Below are 18,652 nucleotides of genomic sequence, written 5' to 3'. Positions count from 1 at the left end.
ATGACCGACTGGAACCAGCTCTCCCCCACCATGCAGACCGTGGTACTGGTCGTCGGGGCCGTCCAGGTACTGCTGTGGATCGTCGCTCTCATCTCCTGGGCGCGCACCCCCGCGGAACGGCTGAGCCTGCCCCGCGTGGCGTGGTTGTTGATCATCCTGCTGGCCAACGGAATCGGCCCGATCGCCTGGTTCGTCGCCGGCCGTCGCCCAGGCCCCGTGACCCAGAGCGCACCCGTCCAGGAGTGGGCCAGCCAGCAGCAGCGCGCCGTCGACACCCTCTACGGCACGGACAAGAGGTGACCACCGCCACCCCCGCCGTGCGAGTTCAAGCACTTGGCAAGCGCTTCAAGGACAAGACCGCCCTCGACGACGTCGACCTCGACGTGCCCGAGGGCAGCATCTTCGGCTTCCTGGGGCCGAATGGTGCGGGCAAGACCACCACCATCCGTATCCTGCTGGGCCTGGCGCGGGCCACCTCGGGCCGCGCGGAGATCTTCGGCCAGGACGTGACAGCGGCGGGAAATGATCTTCGACACCAGGTGGGCTACCTGCCCGACGTGCCCGGCTTCTACCCGTGGATGACCGCCCCCGAGTTCCTGCGCTTCACCGGCAAGCTCTTCGGCCTGTCCGACGACGTGATCGCCGAACGCAGCGCCGCCCTGCTCGCCATGGCCGGTCTGGAAGGCGTCCAGCACAAGGTGGGCGGCTACTCCCGGGGGATGAAGCAGCGCCTGGGCATTGCGCAGGCACTGATGAATGCGCCGCGACTGTTGATCCTCGACGAACCCACCTCCGCCCTGGACCCGGCAGGGCGCAAGGAGGTGCTGGACATGATCAACTCCCTGCGCGGCCGAACGACGGTCTTGTTCAGCACCCACATCCTGGCCGACGTGCAACGGGTCTGCGACGAGGTGGCCATCCTGTGCGACGGGCATGTGCTCACCCAGGCGCCCCTGCACGAACTGCTCGCCCGCTCCGGGGCCCAGGACCGGATCACCGTCGAGGCCAGCGGCAGTGAACAGGCCCGCGCGCGCTTCCAGGAGCTGCTGCCCGGCATCGCCGCGCAGGCCGGCGTTGATCTTGGACCCGTCGTGGCCGCCGAGGCCAACCTGGAGGACGTCTTCCTCACCCTGGTGAACGGAGAACACCGATGAACGGCTTCACCGCCTTGCTGGGCAAGGAATTCCGCGAGATCCTGCGCACCTGGCGGATCTGGGTACTGCCGGGCTTCCTGATCTTCAATGCGCTCTCCGGCCCGGCGTCGGCCAAACTCAGCCGCGAGCTGATGTCCAGCGTGCTGGGGCCCGACGCCGCCAAGGGCATGCCAGCCCCCACCTTCTGGGACTCGTGGTCCCAGTGGACCAAGAACCTCTCCCCCACCATCCTGCTGGTCATCCTGGTCAGCATGGCCGGCCTGGTCTGCGGCGAGGTGGCGCAGGGCACCGCGGTGCTGGTGCTCACCAAGCCCGTCTCCCGCACGGCCTTCGTGCTGGCCAAGTTCACCGCGGCAATGGTCTTCGTCGCGGCGGCCACGGCGCTGGGCACCATGGTGACCTGGGGCCTGACCGAGGTTCTCTTCGACGGCGTCCAAGCCGTTCCGCTCTGGCGGGCCACGGCGCTCTGGCTGGCGGCGGCCGCCTGCTGTCTGGCGGTGGCCCTGCTGGCCAGTTCGGCGCTCCCGTCGACGCTGGGAGCCGCCGGCGCGGGGCTCGCCAGCCTCATAGTCATCTCGCTGCTGGGCCTGTGGGGGCCGCTGGCCCGCAACAGCGTCGTCGGCCTGCCCGGCTTGGCCGTCCGTGCCGGCGCGGGCGACCCCGTCCAGGTGCTGTGGCCGGTGGCCTCCGCCGTCGTGGTCACCGCGCTGTTGCTGGCGTTGGCCGTCCGCGTGCTGGGCCGTCGCGAAATCTGATCAGTCGGCGCCAGCCTGGTCCAGCCTCCGCATGGGCTGTCCGGTGACCTCGGCAATCAGATCGAAGTTCTTGTCGAGGTGGAGCACCTGGAGCCCGAGCAATTCGGCAGTTGCCGCAATGAGCAGGTCAGGCACGGAGGGTGCACGATGTTGACCTCGGTCGGCCAACATCCGCTGCACCTCGAGGGCGCGATCCTCCATGGCCGGCAAGATGTTCTCAACCGGCATGGACGAGACAATCGGCGAGCCAAGCAGCTGTCGGTGATCAGCCCCGTTGCGCGCCGAGAAGCCCACTTCGAGCAAGGTCAGCGTCGAAACACTCATGAGGCGGCGCTGGATGAGCGAGAACCACTGCTCGACGTCTGGGTGCGTGGCGAGCCGCCACAGTGCGGACTTGTCGAGCAAATAGCCTCGATCCACGTCCCGAGTCATGACCAGGCCTGGCGCATGATGTCCTCATCGCCAAGGCCGGATGACATCGCGCAGAAGTCCTCGAGGTCCTTCATGGTGACACGCACGGCGCGACGACCGGCCACCTGCTGCACCTCACGGCGCAGGAAATCATTGCGCGAGAGTCCCAGCCCCTTAGCCAGCTCGTCGATGGCCGCCACCTGCTCGGCGGGAACTGCACGGATGAGAATGTCGGTCACATTGCCTCCCAGTCCAATGATATCGAATGATATCATTCAGGCATTCCAGCGCACGATGGCGGGCGACTCCTTCTCGTGACCCAGGACGCACACGGCGCCCGTGTCGAGCGGGAAGGACTGGCCGCGCGCGATGTCGATCCCCAGCCAGCACAGCGCCAGCACCCGTGACGCGTGGCCGTGGCTGAAGCAGATCGCCCGCTCCACGCCGGAGGCCTGTACCCGCTCGACCACCTTGCTGAGCCGGTCGATCACCTGGGTGCGGGTCTCGCCGCCGGGCATGGGGTGGGTCCAGATCCGCCAGCCGGGCACCTGCTCCCGGATCTGACGGCTGGTCATCCCCTCGTAGTCGCCATAGGACCACTCGGCCAGATTCTCGTCGATCTCGGAATTGGTGAAGCCGGCCAGCTCGGCCGTGCGTCGGGCACGCAGGCGGGGGCTGGACAGGACCAGGCCGAAGTCCGCCGGATCCAGCTTGCTCCGCAGACCCATCGCCTCCTCGACGCCATGGTCGGTCAGGTCCAGGTCCGTGACGGAGGTGTGTTGGCCGGACTTGCTCCAGGCCGTCTCGCCGTGGCGCACAAGATAGAGCTCGGTCATGGCCCCCACCCTAGATCAGGCCACTGATCACCGGAATGCGCCCACTGCACAACATCGCGTGCTCCCCGTCGCGCCACAGCTCGATCACGGCACGCCGCAGGCTGGTGTCGGCCGGCAGCGCAGCAAGATCATCCGGGCGCCCGGCGCCCACCGCGGGCTCCATCCCGAAACCGAAGTAGAGGGCGTCGCGGTCCTTCTCCTCCACCTCCCAGAGCGTGAAGCGACGGGCGAAGTCGGCCAGGTTGCTGTCCGGCATCCGCCAGGCCAGACCGGGGTCCAGCAGCCATGACCGGCAGGTGAACCAGTCGATGGGCCCCACCTCGGGGAAATGATCTTCGAAGAAGGTGGCGGCCTGGCGCAGCGAGTCGTCGACCTCCTGCGGGTACAGCGGGCCGGACTCGTCGATGTGGATGTCGAGCACCGGGACCGGGCTCTCCAGCATCCCGACATGGGAGCGGGTCAGCTCGAACTGCAGACGCCCCAGCTTCAACAGCTGTCCGGACCACACGCGGGTGAGCCAGACCTGGTTGTGCAGTCCAGTGGAACCGTTCACCTGCCGGTCCTTCCACACCTGCTGGCCAAGATCGGCAAGGCTGGCGTCGCTGACCTGCGACGGGATGTCCCGCCGGGCGTGCTCCTCTCGCACGGCCGGTGCCGTCAGCACCAGCGCCAGCAGCGGTAGCACTCCCCGGCCCAACCGGTGTTCGGTGTCGCACAGCTCGAAGACGACCTCCCGCGATGCGGGGTCACCCACCCGCGCCCGCAGCCGATCGAGCAGCACCTCCACCCGAGCAAGATCATCGCCGTGGGCGGCAACCTCGCGTACCCAGTGCACGACGGTGTCACGGTCCTCCTCGCGCAGCGCGAGCAGATTCAGCTCGTCGGCGAGGCGTGGGTCCAGGAGGCTGTCGCGCAGGATCATGGACAGAAGCCTAGAATGCCTCTGGTGCCCAGTTCGACGATGCGGAGATGATGATGAGCGAAGAGCAGCCGAAGCTTCCTAACCGGCAGACCCCCTTCTCGGAGGCCTTCCGCGAGTTCATTCCGACGCACTGGGCTCCCTATTCCGACCAGATGCCCGAGCGATTGCCGGCCAGCATTCCCGCCGTCGAGCGGCGGCGCCTCCTCGCCGAGGCCTTCCCCGGTGAACGGCTGGTCGTTCCCGCCGGCGGCCCCAAGGTCCGCAGCAACGACTGCGACTACGTCTTCCGCCCGCATTCTGCCTTCGCGTGGTTGACCGGGCTGGGCGCGGACCGCGAACCAGACGCCGTGCTGGTGCTGGAACCCACCGACGCCGGACACCAGGCCACCCTGTACTTCAAGCCGCGTGTCCCGCGCACCGACCCCGAGTTCTATGCCGATGCCCGCTATGGCGAGATGTGGGTGGGACAGCGTGAGAGCCTGGCGGAGATGCGGGCCATGACCGGCCTGGACTGCGCGCCGGTCAGCGAATTTCAGGCCGCGCTGGAGAAGAATGCGGGATCCACCCAGATCCGGGTGCTGCGGGCGGCCGACGAAGCCATCACCGCACGGGTGGACCAGGTCCGCCAGGGCTGCGCCGAGGCCCAGGAGATGGACCAGGCCCTCGAGGTGAAGCTGTCCACCATGCGCCTGGTGAAGGATCCCTTCGAGGCCGACCAGATGCGGGAGGCCTGCCGGGCCACCGCCGTCGGCTTCGAGGCCGTCGTGCGAGACCTGCCGGAGGCCGTGGAGCGTGGCCGCGGCGAGCGCTGGGTGGAGGGCGTCTTCGGCCTGCACGCCCGTCACCACGGCAATGGCGTCGGCTACGACTCCATCGCCGCTGGCGGTGACCACGCCAACACGCTGCACTGGATCCGCAATGACGGGGACCTGCGCGACGGGGACCTGCTGCTGCTGGATGCCGGCGTCGAACTCGACACCCTGTACACCGCCGACGTGACCCGCACCCTGCCGGTCAACGGCCGCTTCTCCGAGGCCCAGCGCAAGGTCTACGACGCGGTCCTGGAGGCCCAGGAGGCCGGGATCGCCGCCGCGAAGCCCGGCGCGAAGTTCTCCGACATCCACGCCGCCTCCATCGCCGTGGTGTGCAAGCACCTGCACCAGTGGGGCCTGCTGCCCGTCACCCCCGAGGAGTCGATGGGCGAGGACGGTGGCCAGCACCGCCGCTGGATGGTGCACGGCACCAGCCACCACCTGGGCATCGACGTGCACGACTGTGCCCAGGCGTTGCGCGAGGACTACCGCGACGGAGTCCTGAAGCCGGGAATGGTGGTCACCGTCGAGCCCGGGATCTACCTGAAGGCCACGGACCTGCTGGTCCCCGAGGAGATGCGCGGCATCGGCGTGCGGATCGAGGACGACATCCTGATCACCGAGGACGGCAACGAGAACCTCTCGGCCATGCTGCCGCGCAGCGCGGCCGACGTGGAGGAGTGGATGGCGGGTCTGCTCGGCGAGACCCGGGCGGGCTGAGAGCCATGCCGGACCAGCGTCGCCACATCCCCGTCCTGCGCCCCACGGTGCGGGTCACCACCCGCCCCCGTCCCGCTGCCCGGCGCCAGGCCCGGCAGTGGGCCACCACGCCGGACTCGGTCCAGGCATGGGCCCTGTATGTCGACGGGGTGAAGGCCGACGTCGACAGCCTGGAGGTGGCCACCGAGCGCGCCAAGGAGAGCGAGGGCTTCGTCTGGTTGGGCCTGAAGGACCCCACCGACGAGGACATGGCGAGCTTTGCCCGCCAGTTCGACCTGCACCCGCTGGCCATCGAGGACGCCGTCGAGGGCCATACCCGCAGCAAGCTCGAGCAGTTCGACGACACCCTGTTCTGCGTGATCTCGACCGTGGCATATGTGGACCACGAGGCCGTGACGGAGACCTCGGAGATCGTCTCCACCGGTCAGATCATGGTCTTCGTCGGCGAGAACTTCCTGCTCACCGTCCGCCGCGGGGACAACACACCCTTGCGCAGCCTGCGCCGGCAACTGGAGCGTCACCCCGACGAGCTCGAGGTGGGTCCGGCCTATGTCTTCTACAAGATCCTCGACCGCGTCGTCGACGAGTACATGGCCGTCGTCGGCGAGTTCGAGATCGACATCGACGAGGTGGAGGAGGACATCTTCTCCCGGCAGGGCACCAAGGAGGTGGACCGTGTCTACAACCTCAAGCGTGAGCTGATCGAGTTCAAGCGTTCCGTGGTGCCACTGGCCGCTCCCCTGCTGGCGCTGTCGACGCGAAGCTATCCCGTCATCCCGGAGGACACCCGCGCCTATTTCCGCGAGGTCGCCGACCACCACACGGATTCGCGTGAAGCGATCCTGTCCTTCGACGAGGTGCTGTCCACCATCCTGCAGGCGGGGATGGCGCGGATCAGCCTGGAGGACAACCAGGACATGCGACGCCTGTCCGCCATCCTGGGAATCCTGGCCTTCCCCACCACGCTCGGCGCCGTGTACGGCATGAACTTCGACAACATGCCGGAGCTGCACACGCAGTACGGCTACTTCGTGGTGTTGTCGATCATGGTTCTCGGCATGCTGGGGTGCTGGTTCGTCTTTCGCCAACGCCGTTGGATCTAGCCGCTACGCTCCCCGATCCTGCCCCTTCACGCTCCCCGAGCTGGTCGAGGGGCCATCCCCAGCACCTGCAGGACGGAGCTGAGCCCCTGGTGCCCCATGCCCTCGAAGATGCGACGCTCGGTCATCCGGACGTCGAGCTCCAGCCCGGGCCATTCGTCGAGCACCTTCTGGCGGGTCATCAGGACGGCCTCGTCCACCGGTCCGCCAGACCCCATCGAGGGCTGGGCCGGTGTGTAGGCCTCCATGATCAACTTCCCCAGCGGTGCCAGCTGCGGGGTCAAGGCCTCCGAGATGCTGCGCCGCAGCTCGGGCTGCAGGTGGCAGAAGATCGACACGATGCCGTCCCATGGACCCTGGGCTGCCGGGGTGTGGATCCAGTCCGCCAGGTCCGCCACCTGGATGTCGAGTCTGGCGTCGCGTTCCGCTGCCAGGGCGTGGGCCTTGGCAGCGCCCACCTCCGAGAGGTCCACGGTGGTCACCCGATGACCCTGCTTGGCGAGCCAGACGCCATTGCGCCCCTCCCCGTCGCCCAGCACGAGCACGCGGGAGCCGCGGCGCAGCATCACCTCGGCACTCACCAGGAAGTCATTGGGGCGGTAGCCGAACAGGTAGTTGGGATGGGAGTAGCGGTCATTCCAGAACTTGTGCAGCTCTTCGTTCACGCGTGCTCCTGGGGATCGCTGGGGGTCGGCGGCCACTGGGTCGGGGCCGGCTGCGCGACGGGGTTCTGCCCGAGCATCTGGCGTGCCCGATTCACCACGGTGTGCTCACCCAGCACCTCATAGCGGGTGGCGACGATCGCCTGGACCGACGAGAAGTCCCGTCGGCCGCCACTGGCTGCATAGGCCATTCCAGCGGTGATCACGCCCATGCCGATGCCCATCAGCAGGCCCAGGGAGAAGGCGCTCGTGGCCCCAAGCGCGGGCATGAAGACCATCATCATCAGGCCGAAGAAGAGGCCGGTGCCGAAGCCGCTCATCGCTCCCTCCGCCAGCACCCTCCCCCAGCTACGCCGGCCCAGGACCCGCTCGACCTGCTTGAGGTCGGTGCCGACGATGCACAGGTCCTGCACCGGGAAGTCGTTGTCGGCAAGGTGGTCGACGGCCCGCTGGGCGTCCGCGTAGGTGGGGTAGACCGCCACCGACATCGGGTACTTAAGGGGCATCACGCTGGACGCGGCCTGCATGGAGGAAGACATGGATCCAGACTACCGGGAGCCTCCGACATGACCGGTTGGCTTCCCGTGCCTCCTCAGGCCCGCTCGCCGATCTTGGCCAGGGTGGCCCTCGCCACTGCCAGGCCGGCGCCGTCGACCATCTCGTCGTCGACGACGATGGCGCCCACCGCTCCCCCGGCCTCCGCCGTGGCGTCGCGATAGGCCCCGACGATGCGCCGGGCCCGCTCCACGTTCTCGGCCGGCGGGGTGAAGATGTCATTGCCGGCCTCCACCTGCGAGGGGTGCAGCACCCACTTGCCGTCGTAGCCCAGGGCGGCGGAACTCGACGCGGAAGTCTTGAAGCCCTCAAGATCACGAATGCCGACGAAGGGACCGTCGATGGCCTGCAGGCCGTGTGCCCGGGCGGCCACCAGGATCGACATCTGCACGTGGTGGAAGGCATCACCCACGTAACCAGGCGGCTGCGAACCCACGTTCAGCGTCTTCATCCCCATGCTGGCCATCCAGTCCCCGGGGCCGTAGACCAGCGTCTCGGTGCGGGCGCTCGCGGCGGCGATCTCGGCAACGTGCAGCAGGCCACGGGCCTCCTCGATCTGGAGCTCGAGACCGATCCCGCCCACCGGCAGGCCCGCGGCCTGCTCCGCCTGGGTGAGGACAAGATCAAGAGCCTTCACCTGATCCGCGTCGGTCACCTTGGGCAGCACGATGCAGTCCACCTCCGCACCGGCCCCACCAACCACCTCGACGATGTCCATCGTCGTCCACGGCGTCGACCAGTCGTTCACCCGGTAGGTGACCGTGGGCGCCTGCCAGCCCTGCGGGTCGTTGAGTGCCTCGACGATCCGCTGCCGTGATGCCTCCTTCACCGGGGGCGCCACGGCGTCCTCAAGATCAAGGAATATGGCATCCACCGGCTGGGTACGACTCTTGGCAATGAAGCGGTCGCTCGAGCCGGGAACGGCAAGGATGGTCCGGCGAGCCCTGGTCACGTCTTTGTCCACACCGCCACCCTAGCCATCGACGCGTTAGATTGGCCGGGTGAGCGTCTCCTCTACCGCCGTCTTCATCTCGCGCATCCGTGGTCTGCCGGTGCTCGACGCCTCCGGCGACCAGGTGGGGCGAGTACGCGATGTCGTGATCCAGCTGCGCACGCAGGGCCGGGCGCCGCGCGTGAAGGGCCTCGTCGTGGAGCTCTTCGCCCGGCGTCGCATCTTCGTGCCGATGCCCCGGGTGCACGCCGTGGATGCCAGTCAGGTGGCCATCGAGGGACAGGTGGACACCCGGCGCTTCAGCAAGCGAGATGCCGAGACACTCGTCATCGACGAGCTCTTCGACCGCACCATCAGCCGCCCGGAGAACCGCCGGGCCGCCATCTACGACGTCTCCATGAGACCCACCCGCGCCCGCGAGTGGGAGGTGGCCGACGTCGCCCTGCGGGAATTGCCCGCGAATGGGCGTTTCCGGCTCGGGCAACGGGGCCGCACCGCCATCGTCCGCTGGTCCGAGATCCCCAACCTGGTGCTGACCACACAGCAGGTCACCGACCATCTGGTGGCCCAGATGGCCGACATGAAGCCGGCCGACATGGCCCGTGAGCTGCACGACATGGCCCCGGAGCGCCGCGCAGAGGTCGTGGAACAGCTGGACGACGAACAGCTGGCCGATGCCCTGGAGGAGTTGCCCGAGGACGAACAGGTGGCGCTGCTCACCGCGCTGGACAATGAGCGCGCCGCGGACGTGCTCGAGGAGATGAATCCGGACGACGCGGCCGACCTGATCAAGGAACTCCCGGCGGAGATGGCCGAGGACCTGCTGCAGCGGATGGAGCCCGACGACGCCGCGGACGTGCGTGGCCTGTTGATCTACGCGGACCTCACCGCCGGCGGCATGATGACCCCCGAGCCCGTGGTCCTCTCCCCCGACGCCACCGTCGCCGAGGCCTTGGCCCGGGTGCGCGACGAGGAGCTCACACCAGCACTGGCGTCGATGGTCTTCATCTGCCGCCCGCCGCTGGACACCCCCACAGGACGTTTCCTGGGCATCGTGCACACCCAACGCCTGCTGCGCGAACCCCCGTCGGTGATGGTCTCGGGGATGCTCGACGATGATCTTGAACCGCTCCACCCGCACAGTGCGCTGGCCGAGGTCAGCCGCTACTTCGCCACCTACAACCTGGTGGTTGCGCCCGTGGTCAATTCCGAGAACCAGCTGGTCGGCGCCGTCGCAGTGGACGACCTGGTTGACCACATGCTCCCGGAGGACTGGCGCGGCAACCAGATGGACGGCGAGGACGACGAGCCGCACTCCAGTGAGGTGAGCCGTGGCTGAACCGCGCGAACGCCTGAATGTCCCCGGCAGCCGCAAACGACAGTTGCTGCCCAAGGTGGAACTGGACAGTGACTCCTTCGGCCGTTTTGCCGAGTGGGTGGCCCGCTTCATGGGCACCGCCAAGTTCTTGGTCTGGATGACCCTGGTGGTGATCACCTGGGTGGTGCTCAACGTGGTCAGCATCTGGCACTACAAGTGGGACCCCTACCCCTTCATCCTGCTCAACCTGTTCTTCTCCACCCAGGCCTCCTATTCCGCGCCCCTGATCCTGCTGGCCCAGAACCGGCAGGAGGCTCGTGACCGCCTGACCATTGAGGAGGACCGGCGGGTGGCGGCGCAGAGCCGGGCGGACATGGACTTCCTGGCCCGCGAGATCGCCAGCATCCGGATGAACATGGGCGAGATGGCCACCCGCGACTACATCCGGGGAGAGCTGCGCAGCAGCCTGCGCGAACTCCTCGCGGAGCTGGAACGCGAGGACGACGTCGAGGGCTCGGAGCAGAAGGACCAGCGCCGCGACTCCTGGCTGCGCGACCAGCGTGGCAAGGACTCCCGCCGCTGACCCCCTCCCGATCGCCGAGCCCGTCGAGACCTGATTTGCAATACGACAACCTGAGGAAAAGACTCGAGACATGAGTGACGCCGAGAACCCGCTGCTGGGCAAGATCCGAGCAGCCCTGCACACCGTGGACGACCCCGAGATCCACCGTCCGATCACCGAACTGGGAATGGTCGACGAGGTCACCCTCGACGACGCGGGCCACGCGATGGTCCGGATCCTGTTGACGGTCTCCGGCTGCCCGATGCGCAACACCCTCAACACCGAGGTCACCAAGGCGGTGATGGGCGTCGAGGGGGTCAGCTCCGTCGAGGTGCAGATGGGCGTGATGGACGACGAGCAGCGGGCCGCTCTCAAGCAGCTGCTGCGTGGTGGAGAACCCGAGCGCCAGATCCAGTTCGCCCAGCCCGGAAACCTCACCCAGGTGATCGCCGTGGCCTCCGGCAAGGGTGGCGTCGGCAAGTCCTCCGTGACGGTGAACCTGGCCACCGCCCTGGCCAGCATGGGCAAGAGCGTCGGCATCCTCGACGCCGACATCTACGGCCACTCCGTGCCCGACATGCTGGGCCTGGGCGATGCGAAGCCCACCGCCGTCGACGACATGATCATGCCCGTCCCGAGCATGGGCATGAAGGTGATCAGCGTCGGCATGCTCAAGCCCGAACGTGACCAGGTGATCGCCTGGCGTGGCCCGATCCTGGACCGTGCGCTGACGCAGCTGCTGGCCGACGTCTACTGGGGTGACCTGGACTTCCTGATCCTCGACCTGCCGCCCGGCACCGGCGACGTGGCGATGAGCTTGGGCCAGAAGATCCCCAATTCCGAGGTGATCGTGGTCACCACCCCGCAGCAGGCAGCCAGCGAGGTGGCCGAGCGCGCCGGGACGATGGCCGCGATCATGCAGCAGCGCGTGATCGGTGTGGTGGAGAACATGAGCCACCTGGAGGTCACCAGCCCAAGTGACGGACACACCTTCCGCGTCGACCTCTTCGGCAGCGGCGGCGGTCAGAAGGCCGCCGACGCCCTCAGCGACCGGCTGGGCTATGAAGTGCCGCTCCTGGCCCAGATCCCGCTGGAGCAGGACCTGCGCGAGGGTGGCGACAACGGTGCCCCCATCGTCGTCAGCGATCCGGAGAAGCCGTCGGCCAAGGCTCTGCTGGCACTGGCCGAGCACATCGCCGGCCGCACGCGTGGCTTGGCAGGAAAGCAGTTGGGCGTCAGCCCGGTCTGACGACGGGTCCGGATGTCAGGTGGCGTCGACGTCGAAGGGGACGTCGGCGCCCGCTCTGGACGCCCCACCGTCATGTCCCTGGGCGGACTCCAGCTCGTGCTTGAGGTCCTCGCCCATCATCTGGGCGTCCTTGAGGTTCCCGTCCAGGTCACTGCGCACGTCGGACAGGTCCGATTTGATGCCGTCCAGGTCGTGCTGGACGTCGTCGAGGATGTGCTTCTGGATGAAGGTCTTGGGGTGCAGGTCCCGGATGTCCAGGTCCGCGTACTCCGGCCCCAACTCCTCGCGCAGCTGGTTCTGGGCGTTGTTGGCGACACTGCGCAGGAAGTAGACGATGCGGGCGGCCTTGCGGCTCAGCTCCGGGATCTTCTCCGGACCGAACATGATGGTCGCCAGCACCGCGAGCATGATCCATTCCTGAATGCCGGGCACGACGGTCAGCCTAGTGGGGTGCGCGGGAGCGCGCGAAACGAGTCACCGGCCACGGCTCCCGGTCAGGGTCTCGAAGCCCCGGCGGATCCGTTGCAGGCCCCCGCCGGATGATTCCTGTTCGTGGGGCAGGTTCTGCGTGGCCAGGGCGGTGTGGAAGGCGGTACTGCCCTTGACGCAGAAGACGGTGGGGCCGGACTGCCAGACGCGCAGCCGCGCCTCCTCGCGTTGCTGGCCTTCCAACCGGCCGATCCGCTGCGTCACGACCAGACGGTTCCCGTCGGCGCCATAGGTGCTGGTCACTCGGGTCGGAGCGGCCACGGAGTCCACCTCTCGGGCCAGCAGGGACATCCCCGCCATCGCCTCCGGGCAGGTGAAGCCACCCGGACAGTCCGTCACGTGCGAGGAGGACGCGCTGCTGGCGCGCACTGGCAGGCCGGTGGCCAGTGTTTCCACGTCCGACGGTGCCAGCGTGGGCAGCTGGGGCGCCATCAGCCAGGCGCTGCCCACGGCCCCCAGGAGGCCGCAGGCGGTCATGGTGGACAGGGCCAGGGCCTGCACACGTCGACGCCGGCGGAGGCTCGGCAGGTTGCCGTCGCGTTCCGGGCACAGCCACAGCTCACAGCGCGCATCGTCGCCGGCGATGGCGACCAGCCGATCGGACAGGGAGCCGGGCACCGACGCGGGAGCCTGCGCCGCGCTGCCTCCGAGCAGTCGCCGCAGGTCATTGAGGCCGGCAAGTTCCTCCCGGCAGGGCGGGCACCCCAGCAGGTGGGTGGCCACGGCCTCCCGACGGTCGAAAGGCAGCGTCTGGTCCACATAGGCGGTCAGGTCCGCACGGCAAGAGGCGCAGGTCAGACGGGCCATCGGCTCACCGCCCCACGGACTGCAGCTCGACGACCTCGTCGCGGATGGCGCTCAGCCCCAGGTAGCGTTCCCGGTCCGGGGTGGGCCGACGGTGCGACAGGGCCCCCCGGAGCTGGGAACGGCCGCGGTGGATCCGGCTGCGCACGGTGCCGATCTTGACGTCGAGCACCTGCGCGATCTCGTCATAGCTGAGCCCCTCGATGTCACACAGCACGACGCACACCCGGTACTCGGGCGCCAGGGCCGCCAGGGCCGCCGCGACGTCGGCATCCATGCTCGCCTCGTCGTAGAGCTCACCCGGGGAGAGCTCCCCGGAGGCCACCCGCTCGCTGGCCTCGGCCATCGGGTCCATCCGGATTCGCTGCTTGCGCCGGGCGGAGTCCAGGAAGAGGTTGGTGGTGATGCGGTGCATCCACCCCTCGAGCGTGCCGGGGGTGAAGTTGTGGATGGACTTGAAGACCCGCACGAAGACGTCCTGCGTCAGGTCCTCGGCATCGGGACGATTGCCCGTCAGGCGGTAGGCCAGCCGGTAGACCTGCTCGGAGTGGTCACGGACGAGTTCCTCCCAGGTGGGCGGGGTCCACTCGGCAGCGCCCGACGACGGCTGGGCCGTCTGCTGGCGACTGCTCCTGAACATGACTCCCCTTCGTGACCGTGGTGCGGGTCCGACGACTCCCATGGTGGCTGCCGAGGCCGTGCTGGGGCTGTGGGCAACCAGTGCTCACCCGGTCAACGTCGGACCCCCGCAAAAGGTTCCCGCGCCCGGGTCACAGATCGGCAACGTCCAGGATCGCGGCGAAGGCGGCGGTCTCCTCGGCCGTGGCCGACGGCAGCGGGGCGCGCAGACCGCCGACGTCGAAGCCCTGGTGGGCCAGGCCGGCCTTGACCAGCATCACGCCCTGGGTGGCGAAGACACCGGTGTAGACCGGGAGCAGGGCCTGGTGCAGGGCCAGGGCCTCCTCCACCCGGCCGGCCAGGAAGGCCTCGACCATCTGCTTGGTGCGGCGCCCGGTGAAGTGTGTGGATGTGCCCACCACGCCCACACCGCCCACGCTGAGCAGCGGCAGGGTCATGGCGTCGTCGCCCGAGTAGTAGGCCAGGTTGCTCTCCAGGATCACGCGCGAAGAGGCCGCCAGATCACCCTTGGCATCCTTGACACCCACGATGTTGGGATGGTTGCCCATCGCGATCAGGGTCTTGGTCTCGATCTGCACGCCGGCACGGTGCGGGATGTCGTAGGCCAGCAGCGGCAGGTCCGTGGCGTCGGCGACGTCCAGGAAGTGCTTCAGCACGCCACGCTGGGGAGGCTTCGAGTAGTAGGGCGTGACGACGAGCACGCCGTGGGCGCCCGCGTCCTTGGCCTGCTTCGCGAGGGCGATGGTGTGGTGGGTGTCGAAGGTGCCGACGCCGGCAACCACCTGGGCGCGGTCCCCGACGGCCTCCACGACGGCGGCGACCAGGGCAGCCTTCTCCTCATCGGTGGTGGTGGGCGACTCCCCCGTGGTGCCGTTGACGATCAGCGCATCATTGGCCTGCTCGTCCACCAGCCGCACCGCTAGCTTCCGCGCCTTGTCCAGGTCCACGGAGCCGTCCGCGGCGAATGGTGTCACCATCGCGGTGGTCACCCGTCCGAAGATGGGCTCGATGACCTCATTGGCGTCCTGGGGCATGTCCGCGGCTGCATCGCTCATGGTGCGATTCTAGGGGGCCGCACCTGCACCTGCACATGAGGCCCACCCGCCTCGAGATGATGACTTTCGGTAGTCTTGGCGGCGTGACTCAGCCCAGCATCCACACCTCCAGCACTCCCCTGGCCCTCGACACCCGTTCGTGGGGCTATGCCGAGGACTTCGTCCAGCCCGACGAGCTCCTGCGCGAAGCGCGGGAGCAGGCCATCACGCTCGGTCTGGAGCCCATCAGCAATGGCTCCGCCACCGCCCTGCGCTTTCTGGCACACCTGGTGCAGGCCCGCGCGATCGTCGAGGTCGGCACGGGCACCGGCGTCTCCGGCCTGGCCCTGTTCGAGGGCATGGGCACCGACGGCATCATCACCAGCATTGACCCGGAGCCCGAGCGCCAGAGCGCGGCCCGCGCCGAGTTCACCAAGGCTGGCGTCCGCTCCAACCGCTTCCGCCTGATCGCCGGCAATCCGCTCGACGTGCTGCCCAAGCTGCGCGACGGCGCCTACGACATGGTCTTCATCAACGGCGACAAGCTCGAGTACGTCGAGTACGTCGCCCAGGCCCTGCGCCTGCTGCGCCACGGCGGCGTCGTCGTGCTGAACAATGCGCTGTGGAAGAACCTCGTCGCGGACCCGGACAACGAGGACGACGAGACGGTCATCATCCGCGAGGCACTGGCCGCGGTCGCCGAGACCGAGGAGTTCACTCCCCTGCTGCTGCCGGTCGGCGACGGCCTGCTGGCAGCCATCAAGGCCTGAGGACACCGACGCGGCCCGTCTCCCCGAGGGGAGACGGGCCGCGTCGGTGTCCTTGGTGCTTGCTCCGGTCAGCGCGCCGGGGGGATCACGATCCCCTTGCCGACGACGGTGATGCCACCGTCGCTGACTGTGAAGCCACGGGCACGGTCCAGGTCATGGTTGACACCGACCTCGACGCCGTCGGGCACGATCACATTCTTGTCCAGGATCGCATTGTGCACCACGGCATTGCGGCCGATCCGCACGCCACCCATCAGGATCGAGCGGTCCACCCGTGCCCACTTCTCGATGTACACGTCGGGGCTCATCACGGTGCGGTCCACGTCGCCGCCGGAGATGATGCAACCGGGCGAGACGATGGAGTCCTCCGCATTGCCGCGCATGGTGAACTTGGCGCCCGGGGCCTGGACCTGGGTGGTCCAGATGGGCCACTTGTCGTTGTAGAGGTTGAACTGCGGCACGACACTCACCAGGTCCATGTGGGCCTCGTGGTAGGCGTCGATGGTGCCCACGTCGCGCCAGTAGTTGCGGTCCTCGTCGGTGGCGCCGGGAACGACATTGTCCCGGAAGTCGTAGACCTGGGCCTCCCCCTTGGCCACGAAGGACGGGATGATGTCGCCGCCCATGTCGTGACCGGCATTGGGATCGGCCGCATCCGCTTCCAGGGCGTCGATCAGAGCCTGGGTGGTGAAGATGTAGTTGCCCATCGACGCGAAGGACTCCTCCGGGGAGTCGGGCAGGCCGGGCGGATCCGCGGGCTTCTCGAGGAACTGCTTGATCTTGCCGCCCTCTGCCGAATCGATGATGCCGAAGGCGTGGGCCTCGGAACGCGGCACGCGGATCCCGGCGACAGTGCAGGCCAGGCCGGAGTCGATGTGGGAGTCGAGCATCTGGCTGACATCCATCCGGTAGATGTTGTCCGCCCCGAAGACGACGATGTAGTCGGGCTTCTCGTCCCGGATCAGGTTCATCGACTGGTAGATGGCATCGGCGCTGCCCTGGTACCACTGGGGCCCGAGGCGCTGCTGGGCCGGCACCGGAGTGACGTAGTTGCCGAGCATCGTCGACATGCGCCAGGTCAGCGAGATGTGCTTGTCAAGGGAGTGCGACTTGTACTGCGTCAGCACGGCGATCTGTCGCATCTCGGAGTTCGCAAGGTTCGACAGGACGAAGTCGATGAGACGGTAGGTTCCCCCGAAGGGAACGGCAGGCTTGGCCCGGTCAGCGGTGAGGGGCATGAGGCGTATTCCCTCGCCACCCGCCAGGACGATGGAGAGCACCTTTGGTCTTGTGGACATGCCACGAACCTATTGCGCAGACGGTGTCTTCCACAAGGCATCCCACCGATTTGGGAGAGTCCATTGTGAGCCGGGTCCGGCTGTGCAAGAGTCGCCTCATGCGCGTATCGATCCTCACCCGTGAGTACCCCCCGACCATCTATGGCGGAGCCGGCGTCCATGTGGCCCAGCTCGTGCCGCAGCTGCGCAAGTTCATCGACATCGACGTGCAGTGCATGGGCGAGCCGCGCGAGGGAGCCACGGCACACGAGGAGAACTACCCCGCCGGAGCCAATGCCGCGCTGCGCGTCTTCGGCGCGGACCTGTCCATGGTGGCCGCGCTGCCCGAGGACATCGACGTCGTGCACTCCCACACCTGGTACGCCAACCTCGCCGGGCACCTGGCCGGCCTCTTCCGGGACATCCCGCATGTCGTCAGCGCGCACTCCCTGGAGCCCGACCGTCCGTGGAAGGCCGAACAGCTGGGCGGCGGCTATGCCATGAGCTCGTGGGCGGAGCGCACCGCCTACAACGGCGCCGATGCGGTGATCGCGGTGAGCGAGGGCATGAAGAAGGGCATCCTGGCCGCCTACCCGGAGCTGGAGGCGGACAAGATCCACGTCGTGCTCAACGGCATCGACCCCGAGGAGTTCAAGCCCGACCACGGCACGGACATCTGCGAGCAGATCGGGATGGACACCACGAAGCCCTCGGTGGTCTTCGTCGGCCGCATCACGCGCCAGAAGGGCCTGGTCCACCTGGTACGCGCCGCGCAGCACCTGGACCCCGAGACCCAGCTGATCCTGCTGGCCGGCGCTCCGGACACCCCGGAGATCGCCGAGGAGTTCAACCAGGCCTTCGCCGACCTCAAGGCGGCCCGTGGTGGCGGTGTCGTCTGGGTGCAGGAGATGCTGCCCCGCGCCAGCGTGCGCCAGGTGATGAGCAATGCCACCGTCTTCGCCTGCCCCAGCATCTACGAGCCGCTGGGCATCGTGAACCTGGAGGCCATGGCCACGGAGACCGCCGTGGTCGCGAGTGCGGTCGGCGGCATCCCGGAGGTCGTCGTCGACGGGGAGACCGGCTACCTCGTGGACTACGACCCGGCCAAGGCCGGCGACGCCGACTACATCGCCAACTTCGAGAAGACCTTCGGCGAGCGGATCAACGAACTGACCCGCAATCCGGAGCTGACCGACCGCTTCGGCACTGCCGGCCGCCAGCGCTGCATCGACAAGTTCAGCTGGGAGACCATCGCCCGGCAGACCGTCGAGGTCTACCAGGCCGCCGCGGCGCGGCACGCACAGCGAGCCACGAAGGCCTGAACCCCGCCAGACGTGACAGCGGCGGACGCCCCCGAGGGGGCGTCCGCCGCTGGTGTTCTGGGGTGCACGATCCCGGCGGGATCAGCCCACGACCTCCTGCAGGCACTTCAGCAGGTCGGTGGCCTCGGTGGCGTTGAGTTCGACCACGAGACGGCCTCCGCCGTCCACGGGAACACGCATCACGATGCCACGGCCTTCCTTGGTGACCTCCATGGGGCCGTCACCCGTGCGGGGCTTCATTGCAGCCATTGCGCATCCTCATCTCTTCGACGTTTTCACCCCATTATTCCGCATCAACACAGAAAAAGG

At 68.0% G+C, this 18,652-nt stretch carries 23 protein-coding genes; 10 read left to right on the top strand and 13 right to left on the bottom strand.

What is annotated here, in order from left to right; genetic code table 11:
* From EDD41_RS13705 to EDD41_RS13695, 3 genes are read left to right on the top strand one after another with little or no spacing between them, the layout of a single operon-like run.
* Positions 1 to 300, top strand: a complete 300-nt coding sequence (locus EDD41_RS13705) for a PLD nuclease N-terminal domain-containing protein (RefSeq protein WP_123576288.1) — start codon at positions 1 to 3, stop codon at positions 298 to 300.
* Entirely contained in the window at positions 297 to 1,154 is an 858-nt protein-coding gene (locus EDD41_RS13700) for an ABC transporter ATP-binding protein (protein ID WP_094765802.1), read from the top strand. The genes EDD41_RS13705 and EDD41_RS13700 overlap by 4 nt, the downstream gene beginning before the upstream one ends.
* A complete protein-coding gene (locus EDD41_RS13695) occupies positions 1,151 to 1,909 on the top strand; it encodes an ABC transporter permease (protein ID WP_094765803.1) in 759 nt (252 codons plus the stop codon). Before EDD41_RS13700 ends, EDD41_RS13695 begins: the two co-directional genes overlap by 4 nt.
* Here EDD41_RS13695 and EDD41_RS13690 read toward each other — a convergent pair whose 3' ends face one another.
* The 4 genes from EDD41_RS13690 to EDD41_RS16950 are packed head-to-tail and all read right to left on the bottom strand — an operon-like array spanning position 1,910 to position 4,078.
* Positions 1,910 to 2,341, bottom strand: coding sequence for a PIN domain nuclease (locus EDD41_RS13690; RefSeq protein ID WP_094765804.1), 432 nt, complete (start codon positions 2,339 to 2,341; stop codon positions 1,910 to 1,912).
* Complete coding sequence (gene vapB, locus EDD41_RS13685; RefSeq protein WP_170165392.1) at positions 2,338 to 2,559, bottom strand: type II toxin-antitoxin system VapB family antitoxin; 222 nt, start codon at positions 2,557 to 2,559, stop codon at positions 2,338 to 2,340. The genes EDD41_RS13690 and vapB overlap by 4 nt, the downstream gene beginning before the upstream one ends.
* A gap of 36 nt (positions 2,560 to 2,595) precedes the next feature.
* Positions 2,596 to 3,156, bottom strand: coding sequence for a histidine phosphatase family protein (locus EDD41_RS13680; protein WP_123576286.1), 561 nt, complete (start codon positions 3,154 to 3,156; stop codon positions 2,596 to 2,598).
* A gap of 10 nt (positions 3,157 to 3,166) precedes the next feature.
* Positions 3,167 to 4,078: an acyltransferase domain-containing protein gene (locus EDD41_RS16950; RefSeq protein WP_170165391.1), complete on the bottom strand. Its 912-nt coding sequence runs from the start codon at positions 4,076 to 4,078 to the stop codon at positions 3,167 to 3,169.
* Positions 4,079 to 4,131: 53 nt separating this feature from the next.
* Here EDD41_RS16950 and EDD41_RS13665 point away from each other — a divergent pair, with 53 nt between their 5' ends.
* Positions 4,132 to 5,610 (top strand): aminopeptidase P family protein, encoded by a 1,479-nt coding sequence (locus EDD41_RS13665; protein WP_094765858.1) that lies wholly within the window; start codon positions 4,132 to 4,134, stop codon positions 5,608 to 5,610.
* Positions 5,611 to 5,615: 5 nt separating this feature from the next.
* Positions 5,616 to 6,713, top strand: coding sequence for a magnesium and cobalt transport protein CorA (locus EDD41_RS13660; RefSeq protein WP_123576285.1), 1,098 nt, complete (start codon positions 5,616 to 5,618; stop codon positions 6,711 to 6,713).
* A gap of 26 nt (positions 6,714 to 6,739) precedes the next feature.
* On the opposite strand, the gene EDD41_RS13655 is transcribed toward EDD41_RS13660, so the two are convergent.
* Genes EDD41_RS13655 through EDD41_RS13645 form a run of 3 tightly spaced genes read right to left on the bottom strand, consistent with a single transcriptional unit; the run spans position 6,740 to position 8,891 of the window.
* On the bottom strand, positions 6,740 to 7,375 hold the full coding sequence (locus tag EDD41_RS13655) for an SAM-dependent methyltransferase (RefSeq protein WP_170165390.1): 636 nt from the start codon (positions 7,373 to 7,375) through the stop codon (positions 6,740 to 6,742).
* Positions 7,372 to 7,911, bottom strand: coding sequence for a YflT domain-containing protein (locus EDD41_RS13650; RefSeq protein WP_245995655.1), 540 nt, complete (start codon positions 7,909 to 7,911; stop codon positions 7,372 to 7,374). Before EDD41_RS13650 ends, EDD41_RS13655 begins: the two co-directional genes overlap by 4 nt.
* A gap of 53 nt (positions 7,912 to 7,964) precedes the next feature.
* Complete coding sequence (locus EDD41_RS13645) at positions 7,965 to 8,891, bottom strand: HpcH/HpaI aldolase/citrate lyase family protein (RefSeq protein WP_123576283.1); 927 nt, start codon at positions 8,889 to 8,891, stop codon at positions 7,965 to 7,967.
* Positions 8,892 to 8,928: 37 nt separating this feature from the next.
* Between EDD41_RS13645 and EDD41_RS13640 the strand changes: the two genes are divergently transcribed.
* The 3 genes from EDD41_RS13640 (at position 8,929) to EDD41_RS13630 (ending at position 12,008) form a co-directional block, all read left to right on the top strand.
* On the top strand, positions 8,929 to 10,218 hold the full coding sequence (locus EDD41_RS13640) for a magnesium transporter MgtE N-terminal domain-containing protein (RefSeq protein WP_094765812.1): 1,290 nt from the start codon (positions 8,929 to 8,931) through the stop codon (positions 10,216 to 10,218).
* On the top strand, positions 10,211 to 10,780 hold the full coding sequence (locus EDD41_RS13635; RefSeq protein WP_094765813.1) for a DUF1003 domain-containing protein: 570 nt from the start codon (positions 10,211 to 10,213) through the stop codon (positions 10,778 to 10,780). The genes EDD41_RS13640 and EDD41_RS13635 overlap by 8 nt, the downstream gene beginning before the upstream one ends.
* 70 nt (positions 10,781 to 10,850) lie before the next feature.
* Positions 10,851 to 12,008 carry an Mrp/NBP35 family ATP-binding protein gene (locus EDD41_RS13630; protein ID WP_094765814.1) on the top strand — a complete coding sequence of 386 codons (1,158 nt, stop codon included), beginning with the start codon at positions 10,851 to 10,853 and terminating at the stop codon, positions 12,006 to 12,008.
* A gap of 15 nt (positions 12,009 to 12,023) precedes the next feature.
* Here the strand turns inward: EDD41_RS13630 and EDD41_RS13625 are convergent, their stop codons facing one another.
* The 4 genes from EDD41_RS13625 to dapA form a co-directional block, all read right to left on the bottom strand.
* On the bottom strand, positions 12,024 to 12,440 hold the full coding sequence (locus EDD41_RS13625; RefSeq protein ID WP_123576282.1) for a sec-independent translocase: 417 nt from the start codon (positions 12,438 to 12,440) through the stop codon (positions 12,024 to 12,026).
* 42 nt (positions 12,441 to 12,482) lie between these two features.
* Positions 12,483 to 13,304: an anti-sigma factor family protein gene (locus EDD41_RS13620; protein WP_123576281.1), complete on the bottom strand. Its 822-nt coding sequence runs from the start codon at positions 13,302 to 13,304 to the stop codon at positions 12,483 to 12,485.
* 4 nt (positions 13,305 to 13,308) lie between these two features.
* Positions 13,309 to 13,941 carry an RNA polymerase sigma factor SigE gene (gene sigE / locus EDD41_RS13615; RefSeq protein WP_094765817.1) on the bottom strand — a complete coding sequence of 211 codons (633 nt, stop codon included), beginning with the start codon at positions 13,939 to 13,941 and terminating at the stop codon, positions 13,309 to 13,311.
* A 130-nt stretch (positions 13,942 to 14,071) separates the two neighbouring features.
* Positions 14,072 to 14,995, bottom strand: coding sequence for a 4-hydroxy-tetrahydrodipicolinate synthase (gene dapA / locus EDD41_RS13610; protein WP_370597016.1), 924 nt, complete (start codon positions 14,993 to 14,995; stop codon positions 14,072 to 14,074).
* Between the two features lie 98 nt (positions 14,996 to 15,093).
* On the opposite strand from dapA, the gene EDD41_RS13605 reads away from it, so the two are divergent.
* Entirely contained in the window at positions 15,094 to 15,744 is a 651-nt protein-coding gene (locus EDD41_RS13605; protein ID WP_245995763.1) for an O-methyltransferase, read from the top strand.
* 68 nt (positions 15,745 to 15,812) lie between these two features.
* On the opposite strand, the gene glgC is transcribed toward EDD41_RS13605, so the two are convergent.
* Positions 15,813 to 17,042 carry a glucose-1-phosphate adenylyltransferase gene (gene glgC, locus EDD41_RS13600; RefSeq protein ID WP_123576280.1) on the bottom strand — a complete coding sequence of 410 codons (1,230 nt, stop codon included), beginning with the start codon at positions 17,040 to 17,042 and terminating at the stop codon, positions 15,813 to 15,815.
* 98 nt (positions 17,043 to 17,140) lie between these two features.
* Here glgC and glgA point away from each other — a divergent pair, with 98 nt between their 5' ends.
* Positions 17,141 to 18,343, top strand: a complete 1,203-nt coding sequence (gene glgA / locus EDD41_RS13595) for a glycogen synthase (RefSeq protein WP_094765819.1) — start codon at positions 17,141 to 17,143, stop codon at positions 18,341 to 18,343.
* Between the two features lie 81 nt (positions 18,344 to 18,424).
* Here glgA and EDD41_RS13590 read toward each other — a convergent pair whose 3' ends face one another.
* Complete coding sequence (locus EDD41_RS13590; RefSeq protein WP_094765820.1) at positions 18,425 to 18,592, bottom strand: DUF3117 domain-containing protein; 168 nt, start codon at positions 18,590 to 18,592, stop codon at positions 18,425 to 18,427.
* Positions 18,593 to 18,652: the final 60 nt, after the last annotated feature.

The organism is Luteococcus japonicus (assembly GCF_003752415.1).
In the GTDB taxonomy this organism is placed as follows: domain Bacteria; phylum Actinomycetota; class Actinomycetes; order Propionibacteriales; family Propionibacteriaceae; genus Luteococcus; species Luteococcus japonicus.
The sequence above is the reverse complement of the archived record's forward strand: the minus strand, read 5'-3'. Positions and strand labels throughout refer to the sequence as shown.